The sequence below is a fragment of the Curtobacterium sp. AC273 genome, from assembly GCF_979253735.1.
The window spans coordinates 149321-166875 of record NZ_CEEDDU010000014.1 but is presented as its reverse complement, the minus strand read 5'-3'; the positions used below and the strand labels follow the sequence as shown (position 1 = coordinate 166875).

Below are 17555 nucleotides of genomic sequence, written 5' to 3'. Positions count from 1 at the left end.
GCGGGACGCCAGGTGCCGGTGGGGAGCGGACGGCGCGAGCGGCTGGCGCGGGCGGGGCGGCGCGGGCGGGGGGCGGCGCGGGCGTCGGAGGGCGAGTGTGCGGCGCGAGGTCGCACAACACGCCGCATGCGTGACGCCGAGGTCGCACGAAGTGCCGCCGAACGACGCCGAGAGCGACCGATTGTGCGATCTCGGGGGCGTGGTGGGCGGGCGTCGGGCGGGGCGTCGGAATCGGCGGGCGAGTGTCGGGCGCGAGGTCGCACAACACGCCGCATGCGAGGCGCCGAGAGCGCACGAAGTGCCTCCGAACGACGTCGAGAGTGACCGATTGTGCGATCTCGAGCGGGGCGGGGCGCGGACGCGGAGAGGCCCGGCACGCGAGATGCGTGCCGGGCCTCGTCAGCGCGGGAGGGTCACTCCCCACTCGATCGTCCCCGGCGGCTTCGACGTGACATCGAGCACGACACGGTTCACGTCGGGCACCTCGTTCGTGATGCGGTTCGAGATCTTCGCGAGGGTGTCGTACGGCAGACGGGTCCAGTCGGCGGTCATGGCGTCCTCCGACGAGACCGGACGCAGCACGATGGGGTGCCCGTACGTGCGACCGTCACCCTGGACGCCCACGGACCGGACATCGGCGAGCAGGACGACCGGGCACTGCCAGATCTCCTCGTCGAGGCCGGCCGCGGTGAGCTCTTCACGCGCGATCTTGTCGGCCGCGCGGAGCAGTTCGAGGCGGTCCTTCGTGACCTCGCCGACGATGCGGATGCCGAGCCCCGGGCCGGGGAACGGCTGGCGACCGACGATGACCTCCGGCAGCCCGAGCTCACGACCGACCGCACGGACCTCGTCCTTGAACAGGGTGCGCAGCGGCTCGACGAGCTCGAACGTCATGTCGTCGGGCAGTCCGCCGACGTTGTGGTGCGACTTGATGTTGGCCGTACCCGCTCCGCCGCCGGACTCGACGACGTCGGGGTAGAGGGTGCCCTGCACGAGGAACTTGACCTCGGCATCAGAGTCGGAAGCCTGGGCCTCGAGCACCAGGGCCTCGGCCGCGCCTTCGAACGTGCGGATGAACTCGCGCCCGATGATCTTGCGCTTCTGCTCCGGGTCGCTGACCCCGGCGAGGGCGTCGAGGAACTGCTGCTCGGCGTCGATCGTGATGAGCCGCACACCGGTGGAGGCGACGTAGTCCTCTTCCACCTGCTTGCGCTCGTCGGCACGGAGGAGCCCGTGGTCGACGAAGACGCAGGTCAGCTGGTCGCCGACGGCCTTGTGCACCAGGGCTGCGGCGACGGCGGAGTCGACGCCACCGGAGAGTCCGGCGATGACCCGCGCGGACCCGACCTGCTCCTTGATGCGGGCGACCTGCTCCTCGATGACGTTCGCCGAGTTCCAGTCGCCGGGGAGCCCGGCGGCACGGTGCAGGAAGTTCTCGAGGACGGCCTGGCCGAACACGGAGTGCTTGACCTCGGGGTGCCACTGCACGCCGTAGAGCTTGCGCTCGTCGGACGCGAACGCGGCGACCGGGGTGGAGGCGCTCGATGCGAGGGACCTGGAAGCCCTCCGGCGCCTTCGCCACGGAGTCGCCGTGCGACATCCAGGTCACCTGCGTCTCGGGCTGGCCGCCGAGCAGGACGCTGTCGGTCCCGGTGACGTCGACGGACGTCGAGCCGTACTCGCGGAGGCCGGTGTTCGCGACCTCGCCGCCGAGGGCGGTCGCCATGGCCTGGAAGCCGTAGCAGATGCCGAGCACGGGGACACCGAGCTCGAGGATGTCGCCGTCGAGCGCGGGCGCCCCGGTCTCGTACACGGACGACGGACCACCGGACAGCACGATCGCTGCCGGGTCCTTCGCGCGGATCTCGTCCGCCGTGATCGAGTGCGGGACGATCTCGCTGTAGACGTTCGCTTCGCGGACCCGACGCGCGATGAGCTGCGCGTACTGGGCTCCGAAGTCGACGACCAGGACGGGACGCTGTTCGGTCTCGCTCACCGAGCGGCCTCCTTCTCACGCTGCTGGGCAGCGGTCAGCTCGTGGTAGGTGTCCATGGCCTTCTGCTGCATGCGGTGCTCCACCACGAAGGACATGAACGGGATGATGCCGCCCAGGGCGATGAGCAGGAAGCGGGACGGCCTCCAGCGCATGATGCTCCAGAGGCGGAAGTCGGTGAACAGGTACAGGACGTAGAGCCAGCCGTGCGCGATGAGGATCGCGATCGACAGGTTGAACGTGCCCGGTGCTTCACCGGCGGTGCCGTTCGGCACGAAGAACGGACCGTTGCCGAGCTGCATCTCGAGCTGGAGCAGGGTGTACTTGATGATGACCTCGATCACGAGGGCCAGCAGCAGCACACCGGTGATGTACGCGGAGACGCGGTACCACTTCACCGCGCCCGGGATCTTCGGGATGTCGCGGGTTCGGACGGTCAGAGCCATATCGGCCATCCTACCGTCGGAGCGCAGCGGCTTCGGCGGCGAGGGCGGCATCGCGCTCGTCCTCTTGCTCGCGCTCCCAGGCGTCCTTCACGAAGCGGTACCAGAGGAAGACGGCGAACCCGGCGAACACGACCCACTCGATCGCGTAGAAGAGGTTGAGCCAGTCGAACTGGACCTCGCGCGTGGGGGCACGGTCGGCGATGGTGCCGAGGTCGGCTGCCTTCGCGGTGGCGCCGTCGGCGACCACGTACCCGAGGTACATCCGGTCGTCGAAGGACTTCCACGTGTTCACGAACCGCGCGGGTGCGACCGCGGAGTATTCGCCCTTGTCGTAGGTGTCCTGGTCGGGTGACTCGGCCGGGTAGTAGCGCCCCTCGACGGTCATGCGCGCACCGTCGGTCAGACGATCCCCACCGGCGACCGCGTCGCTCCGCCGATCGGACCAGCCGATGACGACCGGCAGGCTCGCCCCGCTGCCGGCATCGACCAGGTGCCCGACGGTCTGGTAGGTGCCGCCCCCACTGCGCCCGGTCAGGACGGTGGTGTCACCGGCGACGAAGGTGCCGGTGACGGTGACCTTCTGCCCGGCGAGCGTCTCCGTCGCGGGCTGCATCGGCTTCGTCACCGCGTCGAGCGTCTTGCGGGTCTCGGTGGTCGCCGGCAGCGGTTTGCCGTTGGCGATGCTGCGCTCGAGCTGCCACTTGCCCAGCCCCGCGAACACCGCCGCGAGCACGAGCGCCAGCAACAGCAGCGCGATCCACCTCGGTCGTCGGGCTACGGCCACATTCGTATCAGTACTCCGGATCGCGCTGTCGCACCGGGCGTTCGGGACGCTCGGCGGGGATCTCGACGGACGACGTCACGGGTTCGTCGTCCGGCTCCGGTGACCCATTGTCGCGGTCTTCCCTGCCCGCTGCCTCCACGAGGGCGAACTCCTCGGCGAACTGGCGGTCCCGCTCGGCCCGACGGGCGGCGGCCGCGGCGTCCTGGTCGGCGACGCCGGCCTCCGCAGCGGTGTCGACGGCCTCGTCGAGGGCCGGGCCGGCCGGCAGCGTGACGCTGGACCGACCGAGCCGGGCGCGCAGTCGGGAGCGCAGCCGCGAGACGCGCGCCGGGCGCACGACGAGGCGTCCGATGCGGTCGGAGTTCACCGCGAGGAGCGGCCCGAGGATGGCCATCACGAGGACGTAGAGACCGGCGAAGGCGGTGATCCGCGCTTCGAGCCCGGCGGCGGCCGAGGGCGTCGCGAGGATCAGGGCGAACTCGCCGCGGTTCACCAGGATGACCGCCGTGTTGATGCCCTGCTGGACGTTGAAGCCGTTCATGCGCGCCACGATCTGCCCGGCGACGGCGTTCAGCACGACCGTCATGCCGATGGCGCCGAGCACTGGCCAGAGGACCTCGCCGAACGTGGACAGGTCGAGCCCGAGGCCGAAGTTCACGAAGAAGAACGCGGCGAAGACGTCGCGCATCGGGAGTGCGAGCTGTTCGATGCGGTCGCGGTAGCGCGTGGCCCCGCAGAGCAGGCCGATCACGAACGCGCCGATCGCGTCGGTGACCCCGAGCAGGTCACCGATGCCGCCGAACATCACCGCGAGGCCGAAGAACAGCACCGTGAAGAGCTCGTCGTCGCGGGTCGCGAAGATCTTCGACACCCACTTGCCCGCGAACCGGGCGAGGGTGAACATCACGATGAGGAACCCGAACGCCAGCCCGAGCTTGCCGACCACCGCCCAGATGTTCGTGTCGCCGGAGAGCACCACGGAGACGATCGCGAGGTAGATCGCGATGAAGACGTCCTCGATGACGGTCACGCCGAGGATCATCGGGGTCTCGTCGTTGGCGAGCCGTCGCAACTCGATGAGGAGCTTCGTGACGATCGCACTCGACGAGGTGGCGGTCATGCCGGCGATGATCAGGGCCTCGCGGGTGCCCCACCCGAGCGAGAACCCGAAGGCGAACCCCACGCCCATGTTGATCGCGACGTAGGTGCCGCCGGACACGAGGAGCTTGCCGGCGTTGCCGTAGAACTCCTCTTGGTCGAACTCCAACCCGAGGTTGAAGAGCAGCAGGATGAGCCCGAACGTCGCGATGAGCTCGATCGTGTGCGACTCGACGCTCAGCCCGATCCACGGGGTGTGCGGACTCGCGATGAGTCCGACGATCATGTAGATCGGGATCGCGGGCAGGCCGATGGTCTTGCCCAGTCGTCCGAGGACGTAGGCGATGAGGAACAGGCCGCCGATGGTCAGCAGCTCACCACCCAGGTGCACCGGGGTCAGCTCCTGGGCGGCGCCTCGGCGGCCGCGGCCGCGAGCTGTCCGCTGCGGTAGAACGAGAACGCCTTGGCGACCTTCTCCGGGGCACCGGCGACGACGATCGTGTCGCCGGGGAAGACGACGAAGTCCGAGGACGGCGCCGGGTTCGCGCTGTCGCCGCGGACGACCGCGACGACGGTGAGGCCGATGAAGCCCGAGTCGTGCAGGTCGCCGAGGGGCTTGCCCGCGATGGCGTCGTCGTAGTCGACCGAGAACCAGTCGATCGACAGACCCGGGATCTCGTCGAGCTTGTCGAGGCCCTCGGTGATCCGGGTGCCGCCGAGCAGTTCGGCGAGGGTGTGCGCTTCGTCCTCACTGAGGCGGAGCGAGACCTTCTCGGACTTGTCCGCGCCGTCGGAGACGTCGGCGAACGAGATGAGGTCGGAGTGCCCCGACCGGTGCGTGATGACACCGCACTTGCCACCGTCGTCGGTGTAGAAGCTGTGCAGCACGCCGACTCCGGGGAGTTTGACGCGATGGACGTCGACCATGATGGCTCCCTTTTCGAGTACCCCGATGATAACCACCAGGACCGCCCGCGCATTCCGCTCACTAGAGTTCTGTGGATGGGGAGAACACGGATGGTCGTGGCCGTCGTCGGGGTGCTGGTCGTGACGGTGTACGCGGCCTTGCTCGCGGTGCAGCAACTCGTGCTGGATCCGCTCGCCGCGGTGCCGGGCACCTCGCTGGGCGCGATCCACGCGCACCTCGAACGGCAGGGGTTCGACGTCCGCGGTGACGTCGTCGCCGTCCTCGTCACCGCGGCGATCGGTGTCGTGCTGGCGATCGTGGTGGCGACGGTGACGCTGTGGCGGCGCGTGGAACCGCACTTCGTCGTCGCCTGGATGCTCGGGATCATCGCGGCGGGTGCGGTCCCGTTCTTCGTCGCCGGCTTCCAGCTCGGCATGGACGTCGCCGACGGCTACGGGGTCAGCGGCGGCGCCCACACCGCCTGGGCCGGCGTCCTGTACGTCACGAGCCTGGTCGCATTGCTCGCGATCCCGGTGGTGATCGTGTTCGGCGAGCGGCGGCGCGCCCTCCGGGCCACGTCGGGACCGCGGGTCGCCTGACGGACGCGGGTCGCACCTCCAGTCCGTTCGTCAGCCTGGAGGCGCGACACCCGTCGTCGACGCCGGTCGCGTCCGACCGGGGTCGGCCCTACTCCGGTTCGGTCGTCTTCTCGCCGACCACCTGGTCGTCGGACGCCTTCGCGCCCTCCGCACCGCTCAATCGTCCGCCACCGACGACCACGTCGTCTTCGTCGAATCCGAACGCGATGTCCGGCGCCTCGAGCCGCACCCGGTCGGCGGACTCGTCGTCCGGCTGCAGCTGCGACTCCCGCTCGGCAGCGACCCGCTTGAGGTAGTTCGACACCTCGTTCTCGGTGGTCTCCTGGTCCCAGCCGAGCACGTCGGCCATCAACCGGGCGGCGACGGGAGCAGCGGACTCGCCGCGGTCCCACGCCTCGATCGAGATGCGGGTGCGGCGGGCGAGGACGTCCTCCAGGTGGAGGGCACCCTCGTGCGAGGCGGCGTACACGACCTCCGCACCGATGTAGTCGTCGGCCCCGGGCAGCGGCTCGGCGAGGGACGGGTTCTGCTGGACGAGCTGCGGACCTCGGTCGCGAGGGTGCCGTACCGGTTGAGGAGGTGCTCGATGCGGACCTTGTGCACGCCGAAGCTGCGCGCGGTGCGCCCGCGGCGGTTCCACGCGGCCGGGTAGCCCTCGGCGCCGAGCAGCGGGATGTCCTCGGTCGTCGAGCCGGGGATCTTGCCGTCCATCGCGGCGACGGCCTCGTCGATGGCGTCCTTGCCCATCACGCGGTAGGTCGTCCACTTGCCGCCGGCGACCACCACGAGCCCCGGCACGGTGTGCGCGACGACGTGCTCACGGCTGAGCTTCTTGATCGTCTGCTCGGACTCCCCCGCCAGGAGCGGTCGGAGTCCCGCGTAGACGCCCTCGACGTCCTCGCGCGTGAGCGGCACCGCGAGCACCTTGTTGACGTGCTCGAGGATGTAGTCGATGTCCGCTGCCGTGGCCGCCGGGTGCGCCTTGTCGAGGTACCAGTCGGTGTCGGTGGTGCCGACGAGCCAGTGCCGGCCCCACGGGATCACGAACAGCACGCTCTTCTCGGTGCGGAGGATCATGCCCGTGTTCGACTGGAACCGGTCGCGCGGGATCACCAGGTGCACGCCCTTCGACGACCGCACCTTGAACTGCCCGCGGGTGCCGATCATGGCTTGGGTGTCGTCGGTCCAGACGCCCGTCGCGTTCACGACCTGCTTCGCCCGGATGTCGAACTTCTCGCCGGTCTGGATGTCGTGCGCGTGCGCCCCGACGACCCGCTCCCCGACCTTGATGAAGCCCTCTATCCGGACCCGGGCCGCGGCGTGCGCGCCGTACGAGGCGGCGGTGCGGACGAGCGACGCGACGTAGCGGGCGTCGTCGACCTGGGCGTCGTAGTAGGTCATGCCGCCCACGAACGCGTCCTTCTTCAGGCCCGGCATGTTCTTGAGCACCTGGGTCCGGCTGAGGTGCCGGTGGTGCGGGACCCCGGCGGGCGTCCGCCGCTCCAGCTGAACACGTCGTACATCGCCATGCCGATGCCGATGTAGAACCGCTCCCACACGCGGTGGTTGAGCGGGTACAGGAAGCGCACCGGCTTCACCAGGTGCGGCGCGATCCGTTGCAGGAGCAGCCCGCGTTCGATGAGGGCCTCGCGCACGAGCGCGAAGTTGAGCTGCTCGAGGTAGCGGATGCCACCGTGCACGAGCTTCGACGACCGGCTGGACGTGCCCGAGCCCCAGTCGCGGGCCTCGACGATGCCGACGCTCAGACCGCGGGTCACGGCGTCGAGCGCACTGCCCCCGCCGACGATCCCGCCGCCGATCACCAGGACGTCGAGCTCCTTGGTCTTCAGCGCCTCGATCGCGGCGTCGCGTTCGTCCGGGCCGAGCTTCGCCGAGGGGTCGAAGCCGACCCCCGGTGCGGGTCCCGCCGGCCGCGCGGGCCTGGTCGCGCTGGACGTGCTGGTGCTGCTGGTCGTCGCCATCGTCGCCTCCGTGTCAGCGTCGGCGCCGAGGCGTCACCCGTGACGCTGCACGGGTGCCACCGTCAGTGCTGGTGGTACGGCGCCACGACCACTTCTACTCGCTGGAACTCCTTGACGTCGGAGTATCCGGTCGTCGCCATCGACCGACGCAGTGCGCCGACGATGTTCGCGCGGCCGTCCCACGTCGGGGTCGGGGCCGTGCAGGACGTTCTCGAGCGGGGCGATCGTGCCCACCTCGACCCGGCGGCCGCGGGGCAGCTCCGGGTGGTGCGCCTCGGCACCCCAGTGGAAGCCGCCGCCCGGCGCCTCGGCCGCACGGGCCAGCGCGGTGCCGAGCATGACGGCGTCGGCGCCCATCGCGATCGCCTTCACGACGTCGCCCGCGGTGCGAGCCCGCCGTCGGCGATGACGTGCACGTACCGGCCGCCGGACTCGTCCATGTAGTCGCGGCGAGCGCCGGCGATGTCCGCGACGGCCGTGGCCATCGGGGCGTGGATGCCGAGCGCCGCACGGGTCGTCGAGGCGGCGCCACCGCCGAAGCCGACGAGGACACCGGCGGCACCGGTGCGCATGAGGTGCAGCGCCGCCGTGTAGGTGGAGGCACCGCCCACGATCACCGGGACGTCGAGCTCGTAGATGAACTTCTTGAGGTTGAGGGGCTCGGTCTTCTGCGACACGTGCTCGGCCGACACCGTCGTGCCGCGGATCACGAACAGGTCGACACCGGCGTCGACGACGGTCTGCGAGAACTCCTGCGTGCGCTGCGGGCTGAGCGACCCGGCGACGGGGACCCCGGCGGCACGGATCTCGGCCAGGCGCGCGGTGATCAGCTCGGCCTTGACCGGCTCGGAGTAGATCTCCTGCATGCGCTTCGTGACGTTGCCGTCGGTGAGCGCCTTGATCTCGTCGTAGTAGGGCGCCGGGTCCTCGTAGCGGGTCCAGAGCCCCTCGAGGTCGAGCACGCCCAGCATGCCGAGCTTGCCCATCTGGATGACCGTGGCCGGCGAGGCGACGGAGTCCATCGGGGCCGACAGGATCGGCGACTCGAACGTGAACGCGTCGATCGACCACTGCACGCTGACGTCCTGCGGGTCCCGCGTCCGTCGCGAGGGGACCACCGCGATGTCGTCGAACGCGTACGCCCGACGTCCGCGCTTGCCTGCACCGATCTCGACTTCACTCACCCGGCAAGCCTAGCGGTCGTGTCCCCCGGGTGACACGGGCGGCCGGTACAGCGCCGGGGTCGGCCGACGGGGTTCAGCGCGGCGGGCGCGGACGGGCCCGGCGCTTCCGTAGCGCCCGGAGCACCAGGCCGAGCAGGAGCGCCAGCACCACCAGGACCCCGAGGAAGGCGCCGCGACCTTCCACCAGGAGTGCGGCACCGACGAAGAGCGCGGCGAACACCAGCCAGACGAGGGCGTCGAGCACGAGGGGGCCGGGGTGCGCACGTCCGGAACGATACCGACCCTGCGGGGGCGAGCCGCGCCTCCAGGCCGTCAGCAGCCCACCAGAGGCGGGACGCTGCGTGAGGAGGAGGGCCGTGCGGCGCTGAGCGTCAATCGCACGACCCTCCTCGGTGCGGATGTCGCCCCCACAGCGGCACCCACTGGTCGACTCCGACCGCTCAGCGAGCGGAGTCGACGTCCTTGGCGAGCGTCCCCAGGTAGAGCTCGATGACCTTCGGGTCGTCGGCGAGCTCCTTCCCGGTGCCCGAGTACGCGTTCCGCCCCCTGGTCGAGCACGTACCCACGATCGCAGATCTGCAGACAGCGTCGCGCGTTCTGCTCCACCATCACGATCGACACACCGGCCTTGTTGATCCGGCGCGTGCGGATGAACGTCTCGTCCTGCCGCACCGGCGACAAACCGGCCGACGGCTCGTCGAGCAGGAGCACCTTCGGGTCCATCATCAGCGCGCGGGCCATCGCGACCGACTGCCGCTCACCGCCCGACAGCGACCCGGCCCGCTGGCCCTTGCGCTGCCCGAGCACGGGGAACAGGTCGTAGATGACCTCGAGCCGCTCGGCGAACTTCTTGGGCCGCAGGTACAGCCCCATCTGCAGGTTCTCCTCGATGGAGAGCGACGGGAAGACGTTGTTCGTCTGGGGGACGAAGCCGACGCCGGCCTGCACGAGCTTGTTCGCCTTGAGGTTCGTGATGTCCTCGCCCTGCAGGGTCACCGATCCCTCGCGGACGGACACCAGGCCGAACAGCGCCTTGAGGAGCGTCGACTTCCCGGCACCGTTCGGACCGATGATGCCGATGAGTTCGCCCGGGTAGCAGTCGAGGTCGCAGCCGTTCAGGATGTTGACGCCCGGCAGGTACCCGGCGGTGAGGTTCTTCGCGCTCAGCACCGGCTCGCGTTCCAGGGTGGCCGTGCCGGCCTGCGCCGCTTCCGGACTGGAGGCGCTGCTCGCGTTCGTGGGGTCCGTCGCGTCCGTCATCGGGTCGCCTCCTGCTCGTCTTCTTCGGCTACTTCCTCGGCGAGCTCCTCGTAGGTCTCCTCGTTGAGGAGCGAGTCGTCACCGAGGTCGGTGTCGTGGTGCGCACCGAGGTACGCGTCGATGACCGCGCGGTCGTCCATCACCGTGTCGGCCGGACCCTCGGCGACGACCTTGCCCTCGGCCATCACCACGACCCAGTCCGAGATGTGCCGGACCATGTGCATGTCGTGCTCGACGAACAGCACGGTCATGCCGTCGTCGCGGAGGGACTTGATGTGCCCGAGGAGCGACTGGGTGAGCGCCGGGTTCACGCCCGCCATCGGCTCGTCGAGCATGATCATCGTCGGGTCGGACATGAGCGCCCGGGCCATCTCGAGGAGCTCCGCTGCCCGCCGGACAGCGACCCGGCGTAGTCGTCGGCCTTGTCGTCGAGCTTGAAGCGCGCGAGGAGTTCCTCGGCCTTCGCGGTGATCTCCCGCTCGCGCTTCGCCCACACCGGCTTGATCAGCGCGGCGAAGAAGTTCTCGCCCGGCTGGTCACGGGCACCGAGCAGCATGTTCTGCATCACCGTCAGACGGCTCAGGGCCTTGGTGAGCTGGAACGTGCGGACCATGCCCTTGTTGGCGATGTGGGTCGCGCTCGTCTTCTGCAGCGTCGCGCCGTCGAAGCGTCGTCTTCGCGCCGGGGCTCGGCTTGTCGAACCCGGTGAGCAGGTTGAAGAACGTCGTCTTGCCGGCGCCGTTCGGGCCGATGAGGGCCGTGATCGAGCCGCGCTGGACCTCGAGGTGGTCGACGTCGACCGCGGTCATGCCGCCGAAGTGGCGGGTGACGTCGTCGACCACCAGGATCGGGTCGGCCTTGGGGTGGCTGTACTCAGACACTGAACGTCAGCTCCTTCTTGTTGCCGAGGAGTCCCTGTGGACGGAACACGATGAGGAGCATGAGCGCGACGCCGACGAGCACGTAGGAGAACTGCTCCGCCTGCTGCGCGTTCATGATCGAGTTCGGGATGAAGTCGCCGGCCAGGGTGCGGATGAGGAGCCGGAGCACGAAGAAGAGCACCGAGCCGAGCACCGGACCGAAGACCGTCGCGGCGCCGCCGAGGATGAGCGCCGTCCAGATGAAGAACGTCATCGAGCGGCCCATCGCGTCCGGCTGCACCGAACTCGGCAGGACGTAGATGATGCCCGCGATCGCGCCGAGCGCACCACCGAACACGAGCGCCTGCATCTTGTACGAGTAGACGTTCTTGCCGAGGGAACGGACGGCGTCCTCGTCCTCGCGGATGGCCTTCAGGGACACGGCCCCACGGGCTGCGCATGAGCAGGAACAGCACGAGGGTGAACAGGGCCACGAGACCCCAGGCCGCGATGCGGATCCACCAGCCGTTGACCCCGTTGTTCGAGTACGTGAACCACAGGATCGTGGTGGTGCCGTCGGGCAGCGGGCTGAGGGCGTTGAACGGGTCGCGGTAGCTCGACCCGGTGATGCCGTTCGAGCCGCCGAGTCGTCGAGGTGAGCAGACTCGAGCGACCCACCATGCGGATGATCTCGGCGCCGGAGATCGTCACGATCGCCAGGTAGTCGCCGCGCAACCGCAGGGTCGGGATGCCGAGGATGATCGCGAACACGATGGCCACCAGCAGGGCGACCAGGACCGCCATCACGAACGGCAGCCCGTTCGTGATCGAGATCGCGAAGCCGTAGGCGCCGAGCAGCAGGAACGCCGCCTGGCCCATGTTGATGAGACCGGTGAGTCCGAAGTGGACGTTCAGGCCGATCGCGGCGAGCGCGAACGCGGCCGTCGTCGGGGCGAGTGCCTCCTGGGTGAGCGAGGACAGCAGGTTGAGGATGTAGTCCATGGCGGCGCTCCTTAGCCGATCCGCTCGGCGCGACCGAAGATGCCCTGCGGCCGGAACAGCAGGATGAGGATGAGGATCACGAGGGCGGTGGCGTACTTGAAGTCACCGGGGAGCACGAGGTTCGTGAGCTCGACGACGATGCCGATGATCATCGAACCGACGAGCGCGCCGTACGCGGTGCCGAGGCCGCCGAGCGTGACCGAGGCGAACATGAGCAGCAGCAGCTGGAGGCCGGTCTGCCAGTTCACGCCGTTCAGCACGAGGCCGAGCATCACGCCGGAGAGCCCCGCGAGGCCGGCGGCGAGCGTCCACACGAACCGGATCACGCGGTCGACGTCGATGCCGGACGCGCTGGCCAGGGCCGGGTTGTCGGACACCGCCCGGGTCGCGCGGCCGAACCGGGTCTTCGCGAGGAACAACCCGGTGGCGACGAGCACCACGAGTGCGATCGCCATCGCCACGTAGGACTGCACCGTGAGGGTGATTCCCGCGAACGGGACCGTCTCGGGGTTGCCCTGCTGGATGCGGACCGTCGAGGCGCCGAAGAAGTACTGGAACGCGTACTGGGCGGCGATCGACAGGCCGATCGTCACGATCATGAGCTGCGTCAGGCTGATGCGCTTGCGTCGCAGCGGCCGCCAGATGCCGGCGTCCTGCAGCCACCCGGTCGCGGCGCACGGCAGCGTGACGACGATGCCGGTCAGCCAGATGTTCCAGCCGAGCTGGTTCGCGAACAGGTAGGCGAGGAGGCCACCGAGGGTCACCTGCTCACCGTGCGAGAAGCTCGACAGGCCCGTGGTGCCGTAGATGAGCGAGAGTCCCACCGACGCGAGGGCGATGAGGAGCCCGAGCCGGATCCCGGAGACGAACTGCTGCCAGACGCGGGCGGCGCTGACGCTCGAGGTCGCCTCGGACGTCGTCGCTCCCTGCTGGTCGGACAGCTGGAAGATCTGCCCCGAGTTGGCGTTGAGCGACGCGTTCACCGTGCGGTCGGCGTCCTCGGCGTCCGTCAGGTACTGGCCCTTCGGCAGGCTGTCCTGGTCGACGCGCACCGTGTAGCGGCCGGCCTCGTCCACCCGGACCGACCAGCGGCCGGCGTCGGTGGTCGTCGCCGTCTGGTCGAAGCCCCCGGGACCCGTGACGTCCACGTCGACGCCCTCGGCGGGCTTCCGCTCGAGTCGAGGATCGTGCCCTGGATGCACCCGTTGGTCGGGCTCACCGTGCAGGGCTGCGACGACGCCGGGGCGCTGCTGCTGCTGGCGGACGGACTGCTCGTCGCCGCGTGCGCCGCGGGCGCCACTGCCCAGTCGATCGCGAAGGTGGCGAGGAAAGCGAGGAAGAGTACTGCGGCGAGGACCAGGCGCTTGCGACCTGGCGCTCCTCGGCGGAACCGGCGCCGCAGCACTGATCCCGGCGGAGTGATGGAACCCACGGATGAGCCTCTCGTTCGGATAGTCGAGGAACCTAGGGGTTTTTTGTGTCCCCCGTGTTTCCATCACGTTCCCTGGAGAAATCGTGCCGCAACCGTGATCCTCCTCAGGAAGCGCGGTCCCGGATCCACTGGGTTCCGCCCGTCCGGTCGGTGCAGCAGGCTCATCCGGTGAGCGCGCTCGTCGCGCGCTCGTCCCGCTCTCGCCGCGCGCTCGTCGCCGCGCTCGTCCCGGTCTCGTCCCGCTCTCGTCCCGAGGAATGGCGGGGCACCTGGCCGCGTTAGCATGTCCTATCCGGAAACCCGTCGTCGCGTTCTCGGTGCAACCACTTCACCTCGCCCACGAAGGGGACCCATGGACCAGCCGGATCCGTTCGGATTCATCGGACTCACGTACGACGACGTCATGCTCCTGCCGGGGCACACCGACGTCATCCCGAGCGAGGCGTCGACGACGTCCCGGCTCACCAAGCGGATCTCGGTCAACGTGCCGCTGCTCTCCGCCGCCATGGACACCGTGACCGAGGCCCGGATGGCGATCGCCATGGCCCGTCAGGGCGGCATCGGCATCCTGCACCGCAACATGTCGATCGACGACCAGGCCGCATACGTCGACAAGGTGAAGCGCTCCGAGTCGGGCATGATCACGAACCCGGTCACGACCCGTCCCGACGCCACCGTCGCCGAGGTGGACGCCCTCTGCGGGCAGTTCCGCGTCTCCGGCCTGCCGGTGGTCGAGCGCGACGGCACGCTCGTCGGCATCATCACGAACCGCGACATGCGCTTCGTCGCCCCGTTCGAGATGGCGACGACCTTCGTCCGCGACGTCATGACGAAGGCCCCGCTCATCACCGCGATGGAGGGCATCGACCCCGAGGAAGCGGTGGCGATCTTCGCGCAGCACAAGATCGAGAAGCTGCCACTGGTGGACGCCGACGGCAAGCTCCGCGGCCTCATCACCGTGAAGGACTTCGACAAGAGCGAGAAGTACCCCGACGCCACGAAGGACGACGAGGGCCGCCTGCGCGTCGGTGCCGCCATCGGGTTCTTCGGCGACGCCTGGCAGCGTGCCGAGGCCCTGCTCGAGGCGGGCGTGGACGTGCTCGTCGTCGACACCGCGAACGGCGAGAGCGAGGGCGTACTCGACATGGTCCGTCGCCTGAAGGCCGACCCGCGCTTCGACGGTGTGGACGTCATCGGCGGCAACGTCGCGACCCGTCAGGGCGCACAGGCGCTCATCGACGCCGGTGTCGACGCCGTCAAGGTCGGCGTGGGCCCCGGTTCGATCTGCACCACCCGCGTGGTGGCCGGCGTCGGCGTCCCGCAGGTCACCGCCGTGTACGAGGCATCGCTCGCCGCTCGGGAGGCCGGTGTGCCGGTCATCGCCGACGGCGGCCTGCAGTACTCGGGCGACATCGCGAAGGCCCTCGTCGCCGGTGCCGACACCGTCATGCTCGGCTCGCTCCTGGCGGGCACCGACGAGTCCCCGGGCGACCTGGTGTTCGTCGGCGGCAAGCAGTACAAGGCGTACCGCGGGATGGGCTCCCTCGGCGCACTGCAGACCCGCGGCGAGAAGACCTCGTACTCGAAGGACCGGTACTTCCAGGCCGACGTCCCCTCGGACGAGAAGCTCATCCCGGAGGGCATCGAGGGACAGGTGCCCTACCGCGGCTCGGTCGCGAACGCCGTGTACCAGCTCGTCGGCGGCCTGCGGCAGTCGATGTTCTACGTCGGCGGCCGGACCGTGCCGGAGCTCAAGGCGCGCGGCAAGTTCGTCCGCATCACCGCGGCCGGGCTCAAGGAGCGTCACCCGCACGACATCAAGATGGTCGTCGAGGCGCCGAACTACCGCGGCTGACCCGGCTGGCTCCGCCCTGCCACCCCCGCAAAACGCAACGTCGGCGGTTTCTCGCAGCGTCATACCGCTGCGAGGAGCCGCCGACGTTGCGTTTCAGCGGGCCTCGGACTGGGAGCGCAGGAGTTCTCCTACAGATCGCCACCTGTGGCGCCGTGCCGGCCGATGCGTCGAGCACGCTCGTCGCATGGACGCACCACCACGACTCATCCTGCTGACCTCGGACGACCGGCACTCGCAGCACGCGGTGCGACGCGGTGAACTCGTCCGCGTCACGCACGGTGTCGCCGTCGACCAGTCGGCGTGGCACGCGGCCTCCGTCCAGCAGCGAGCACGCATCGAACTGGAGGCAGTGGTCACCTCGATCGGTGAGTGGCGCGTGCTCTCACACCGATCGGCTGCGCTGCTGTGGGGACTCCCCGACGTGGATCGCCCCGACCGCCGCGTGCACGTCACGGATCCCCTCCTGAGCACCACGCACTCCGGTCGCAGAGTGGTCCGTCACGCGGCACCGCTCCTCGCTGACGAGATCGTGGTGGTCGATGGTCGACGCGTCACGTCCCTCATCCGGACCGTGGTCGACACCGTCCGGGCACGTCGTTCGAGAACGCCGTCGCCGTCCTCGACCACGTCCTGCGCGAACGACTCTCGGACGTCGACGAGATCCGCCGCGCGTTCGCCGCGTGGCCGTCCCCGCGCGGTATGACGAAGGGCCGACGGGCACTCCGGTTCGCCGACCCGCTCGCGGATTCACCCGGAGAATCGGTGAGCCGCGTCCGACTCGACGATGACGGCTTTCCACCGCCGGTGCTCCAACAGTCGTTCGGACCGTTCCGCGTCGACTTCTGGTGGGCACGTGCGGGGATCATCGGCGAGTTCGACGGACTCGGGAAGTACGAGGACGTGGACGCGGTACGCCGAGAGAAGTCCCGCGAACAGTCGCTGCTCCTGCGCCCCGAGGTCCGTCGCGTCGTCCGCTGGGGCTGGACCGAGGTCCGGACGCCCGGTCGCTTGCGGGCAGTCCTCCGCGCAGCGGAGCTTGCCGACCGGCGCGTGAGCGCAAAACGCAACTCGGGCGGCTCTCCGCAGCGCTGTACCGCTGCGAGAAACCGCCCGAGTTGCGTTTTGCGGGGACCCCGGCCGAGGCGCGCCGCCCTACGCGCTCCGCCAGTCGTCCGACGTGATGTGCGAGCCGCCGTGCGGTCCCATCTGCAGCATGCCGCCGTCGACCGGCAGGGACACCCCGGTTATGTACGACGACGCGGGCGACGCCAGGAACGCCACCGCCGCCGCGATCTCCCACGCGTTGCCGGGTCGGCCGAGCGGGACCCCCGGACGCGCGATGGTGTGCGGGTCCTGGTCCTCGGCGCCGGTCATCCGCGTGGCGATCTCCCCCGGCGCGACGGCGTTCGCCGTGATCCCGTGCTCGGCGAGCTCGATCGCGATGGTCTTGAGCAGCCCGCCGAGCCCGTGCTTCGCGGCGTCGTAGGCGGCCGATCCGTACCGGGGCTGGTGCTCGTGCACGCTCGTGATCCCGATGACCCGACCACCGGTGCCCTGCGCTACCATCCGTCGGGCGGCCGCCTGGATGGTGACGAAGGCACCGTCGAGGTCCGTCGCGACGGTGTGCCGCCACTGGTCGAGCGTGAGGTCGAGGAACGGCGCGTTGTCACCGGTCCCCGCGTCGGCGACGATGACGTCCACCCCGCCGAGCTGCTCGGCGAGGCGGTCGATCACGGCGCCGGCCTGGTCGAGCTGCGTGACGTCGATCTGTTCGACGAAGACGCGGCGGCCGGCATCGCGCACCTCGGCCGCGGTCTGCTCCGCGCGCTCGGGCTCGGACAGGTACGTGATGCCGACGTCCATGCCGGCGGCCGCGAGGGCCACGGCGGTCGCTCGACCGATGCCGGACTCGGCTCCGGTGACGATCGCGCGCGTGGGGCGGAAGGTGGTGGTCGAGGTCGGTTCGCTCATGTCCGGGGACCGTACGCGGAGGCCTCCGCAGCGTCCGTCAGCTTCCGCGCGCTCCGGTCAGGCGGCGCCGGTGACCCGCTCCGACCGTCCGGTCGGTCAGCTCATCAGGGGTTCCGTACGTCTGTACAGATTCATCACGGGTCTGTAACGAAACACCCAGGGGTGGATGAACGACACACGGG

At 69.7% G+C, this 17555-nt stretch carries 15 protein-coding genes and 5 pseudogenes; 3 read left to right on the top strand and 17 right to left on the bottom strand.

From position 1 onward, the window contains the following. Positions 1–399: 399 nt before the first annotated feature. The 5 genes and pseudogenes from guaA to ACZ8AI_RS22045 form a co-directional block, all read right to left on the bottom strand. A pseudogene (gene guaA / locus ACZ8AI_RS22065) lies at positions 400–1996 on the bottom strand (glutamine-hydrolyzing GMP synthase). Next, positions 1993–2439, bottom strand: coding sequence for a DUF3817 domain-containing protein (locus ACZ8AI_RS22060; RefSeq protein WP_464859845.1), 447 nt, complete (start codon positions 2437–2439; stop codon positions 1993–1995). The pseudogene guaA and the gene ACZ8AI_RS22060 overlap by 4 nt, the downstream one beginning before the upstream one ends. 10 nt (positions 2440–2449) lie before the next feature. After that, positions 2450–3184, bottom strand: a complete 735-nt coding sequence (locus ACZ8AI_RS22055) for an SURF1 family cytochrome oxidase biogenesis protein (RefSeq protein ID WP_464859844.1) — start codon at positions 3182–3184, stop codon at positions 2450–2452. Positions 3185–3230: 46 nt separating this feature from the next. Then, positions 3231–4712, bottom strand: a complete 1482-nt coding sequence (locus ACZ8AI_RS22050) for a cation:proton antiporter (protein WP_464859843.1) — start codon at positions 4710–4712, stop codon at positions 3231–3233. Positions 4713–4717: 5 nt separating this feature from the next. Continuing rightward, the gene (locus ACZ8AI_RS22045; protein ID WP_071292493.1) at positions 4718–5248 is read right to left on the bottom strand and encodes a cation:proton antiporter regulatory subunit; all 531 of its coding nucleotides are present in this window, start codon (positions 5246–5248) and stop codon (positions 4718–4720) included. Positions 5249–5344: 96 nt separating this feature from the next. On the opposite strand from ACZ8AI_RS22045, the gene ACZ8AI_RS22040 reads away from it, so the two are divergent. Then, complete coding sequence (locus tag ACZ8AI_RS22040) at positions 5345–5827, top strand: hypothetical protein (RefSeq protein WP_464859842.1); 483 nt, start codon at positions 5345–5347, stop codon at positions 5825–5827. 88 nt (positions 5828–5915) lie between these two features. Here the strand turns inward: ACZ8AI_RS22040 and ACZ8AI_RS22035 are convergent, their stop codons facing one another. The 11 genes and pseudogenes from ACZ8AI_RS22035 to ACZ8AI_RS21985 form a co-directional block, all read right to left on the bottom strand. Then, on the bottom strand, positions 5916–6167 hold the full coding sequence (locus tag ACZ8AI_RS22035; RefSeq protein WP_464859936.1) for a hypothetical protein: 252 nt from the start codon (positions 6165–6167) through the stop codon (positions 5916–5918). A 36-nt stretch (positions 6168–6203) separates the two neighbouring features. Then, positions 6204–7333: pseudogene (locus tag ACZ8AI_RS22030) on the bottom strand (glycerol-3-phosphate dehydrogenase/oxidase); the annotation flags it as partial. Continuing rightward, entirely contained in the window at positions 7252–7809 is a 558-nt protein-coding gene (locus tag ACZ8AI_RS22025) for an FAD-dependent oxidoreductase (protein WP_464859841.1), read from the bottom strand. The pseudogene ACZ8AI_RS22030 and the gene ACZ8AI_RS22025, both read right to left, overlap by 82 nt. A gap of 62 nt (positions 7810–7871) precedes the next feature. Then, positions 7872–8993, bottom strand: a pseudogene (locus ACZ8AI_RS22020) (GuaB3 family IMP dehydrogenase-related protein). Between the two features lie 73 nt (positions 8994–9066). Continuing rightward, the gene (locus tag ACZ8AI_RS22015; protein ID WP_464859840.1) at positions 9067–9237 is read right to left on the bottom strand and encodes a hypothetical protein; all 171 of its coding nucleotides are present in this window, start codon (positions 9235–9237) and stop codon (positions 9067–9069) included. A gap of 196 nt (positions 9238–9433) precedes the next feature. Further along, positions 9434–10253 (bottom strand): annotated as a pseudogene (locus ACZ8AI_RS22010) (ABC transporter ATP-binding protein). After that, positions 10250–10624, bottom strand: a complete 375-nt coding sequence (locus tag ACZ8AI_RS22005) for an ABC transporter ATP-binding protein C-terminal domain-containing protein (protein ID WP_464859839.1) — start codon at positions 10622–10624, stop codon at positions 10250–10252. The pseudogene ACZ8AI_RS22010 and the gene ACZ8AI_RS22005 overlap by 4 nt, the downstream one beginning before the upstream one ends. Continuing rightward, entirely contained in the window at positions 10591–10818 is a 228-nt protein-coding gene (locus ACZ8AI_RS22000; RefSeq protein WP_464859838.1) for a hypothetical protein, read from the bottom strand. The genes ACZ8AI_RS22005 and ACZ8AI_RS22000 overlap by 34 nt, the downstream gene beginning before the upstream one ends. Continuing rightward, positions 10790–11134 (bottom strand): ATP-binding cassette domain-containing protein, encoded by a 345-nt coding sequence (locus ACZ8AI_RS21995; RefSeq protein ID WP_464859837.1) that lies wholly within the window; start codon positions 11132–11134, stop codon positions 10790–10792. Before ACZ8AI_RS21995 ends, ACZ8AI_RS22000 begins: the two co-directional genes overlap by 29 nt. Beyond that, a pseudogene (locus ACZ8AI_RS21990) lies at positions 11127–12115 on the bottom strand (branched-chain amino acid ABC transporter permease). The gene ACZ8AI_RS21995 and the pseudogene ACZ8AI_RS21990 overlap by 8 nt, the downstream one beginning before the upstream one ends. Before the next feature lie 11 nt (positions 12116–12126). Then, a complete protein-coding gene (locus ACZ8AI_RS21985) occupies positions 12127–13317 on the bottom strand; it encodes a branched-chain amino acid ABC transporter permease (protein ID WP_464859836.1) in 1191 nt (396 codons plus the stop codon). A 582-nt stretch (positions 13318–13899) separates the two neighbouring features. Between ACZ8AI_RS21985 and guaB the strand changes: the two genes are divergently transcribed. Together guaB and ACZ8AI_RS21975 are read left to right on the top strand one after the other, a co-directional pair. Further along, positions 13900–15402: an IMP dehydrogenase gene (gene guaB / locus ACZ8AI_RS21980; protein ID WP_464859835.1), complete on the top strand. Its 1503-nt coding sequence runs from the start codon at positions 13900–13902 to the stop codon at positions 15400–15402. Positions 15403–15586: 184 nt separating this feature from the next. Continuing rightward, positions 15587–16105: a hypothetical protein gene (locus ACZ8AI_RS21975; RefSeq protein ID WP_464859834.1), complete on the top strand. Its 519-nt coding sequence runs from the start codon at positions 15587–15589 to the stop codon at positions 16103–16105. A 449-nt stretch (positions 16106–16554) separates the two neighbouring features. On the opposite strand, the gene ACZ8AI_RS21970 is transcribed toward ACZ8AI_RS21975, so the two are convergent. Beyond that, positions 16555–17373: an SDR family oxidoreductase gene (locus ACZ8AI_RS21970; protein ID WP_464859833.1), complete on the bottom strand. Its 819-nt coding sequence runs from the start codon at positions 17371–17373 to the stop codon at positions 16555–16557. Between the last annotated feature and the right edge of the window lie 182 nt (positions 17374–17555).

Excerpts from the sequence above, each read along its gene's own strand:
- ACZ8AI_RS22060 (WP_464859845.1), bottom strand. The coding sequence starts at position 2,439 with ATGGCTCTGACCGTCCGAACCCGCGACATCCCGAAGATCCCGGGCGCG.
- ACZ8AI_RS22045 (WP_071292493.1), bottom strand. The coding sequence starts at position 5,248 with ATGGTCGACGTCCATCGCGTCAAACTCCCCGGAGTCGGCGTGCTGCAC.
- ACZ8AI_RS22025 (WP_464859841.1), bottom strand. The coding sequence starts at position 7,809 with ATGGCGACGACCAGCAGCACCAGCACGTCCAGCGCGACCAGGCCCGCG.
- ACZ8AI_RS22005 (WP_464859839.1), bottom strand. The coding sequence starts at position 10,624 with ATGGCCCGGGCGCTCATGTCCGACCCGACGATGATCATGCTCGACGAG.
- ACZ8AI_RS22000 (WP_464859838.1), bottom strand. The coding sequence starts at position 10,818 with ATGCAGAACATGCTGCTCGGTGCCCGTGACCAGCCGGGCGAGAACTTC.
- guaB (WP_464859835.1), top strand. The coding sequence starts at position 13,900 with ATGGACCAGCCGGATCCGTTCGGATTCATCGGACTCACGTACGACGAC.
- ACZ8AI_RS21975 (WP_464859834.1), top strand. The coding sequence starts at position 15,587 with ATGGACGCACCACCACGACTCATCCTGCTGACCTCGGACGACCGGCAC.
- ACZ8AI_RS21970 (WP_464859833.1), bottom strand. The coding sequence starts at position 17,373 with ATGAGCGAACCGACCTCGACCACCACCTTCCGCCCCACGCGCGCGATC.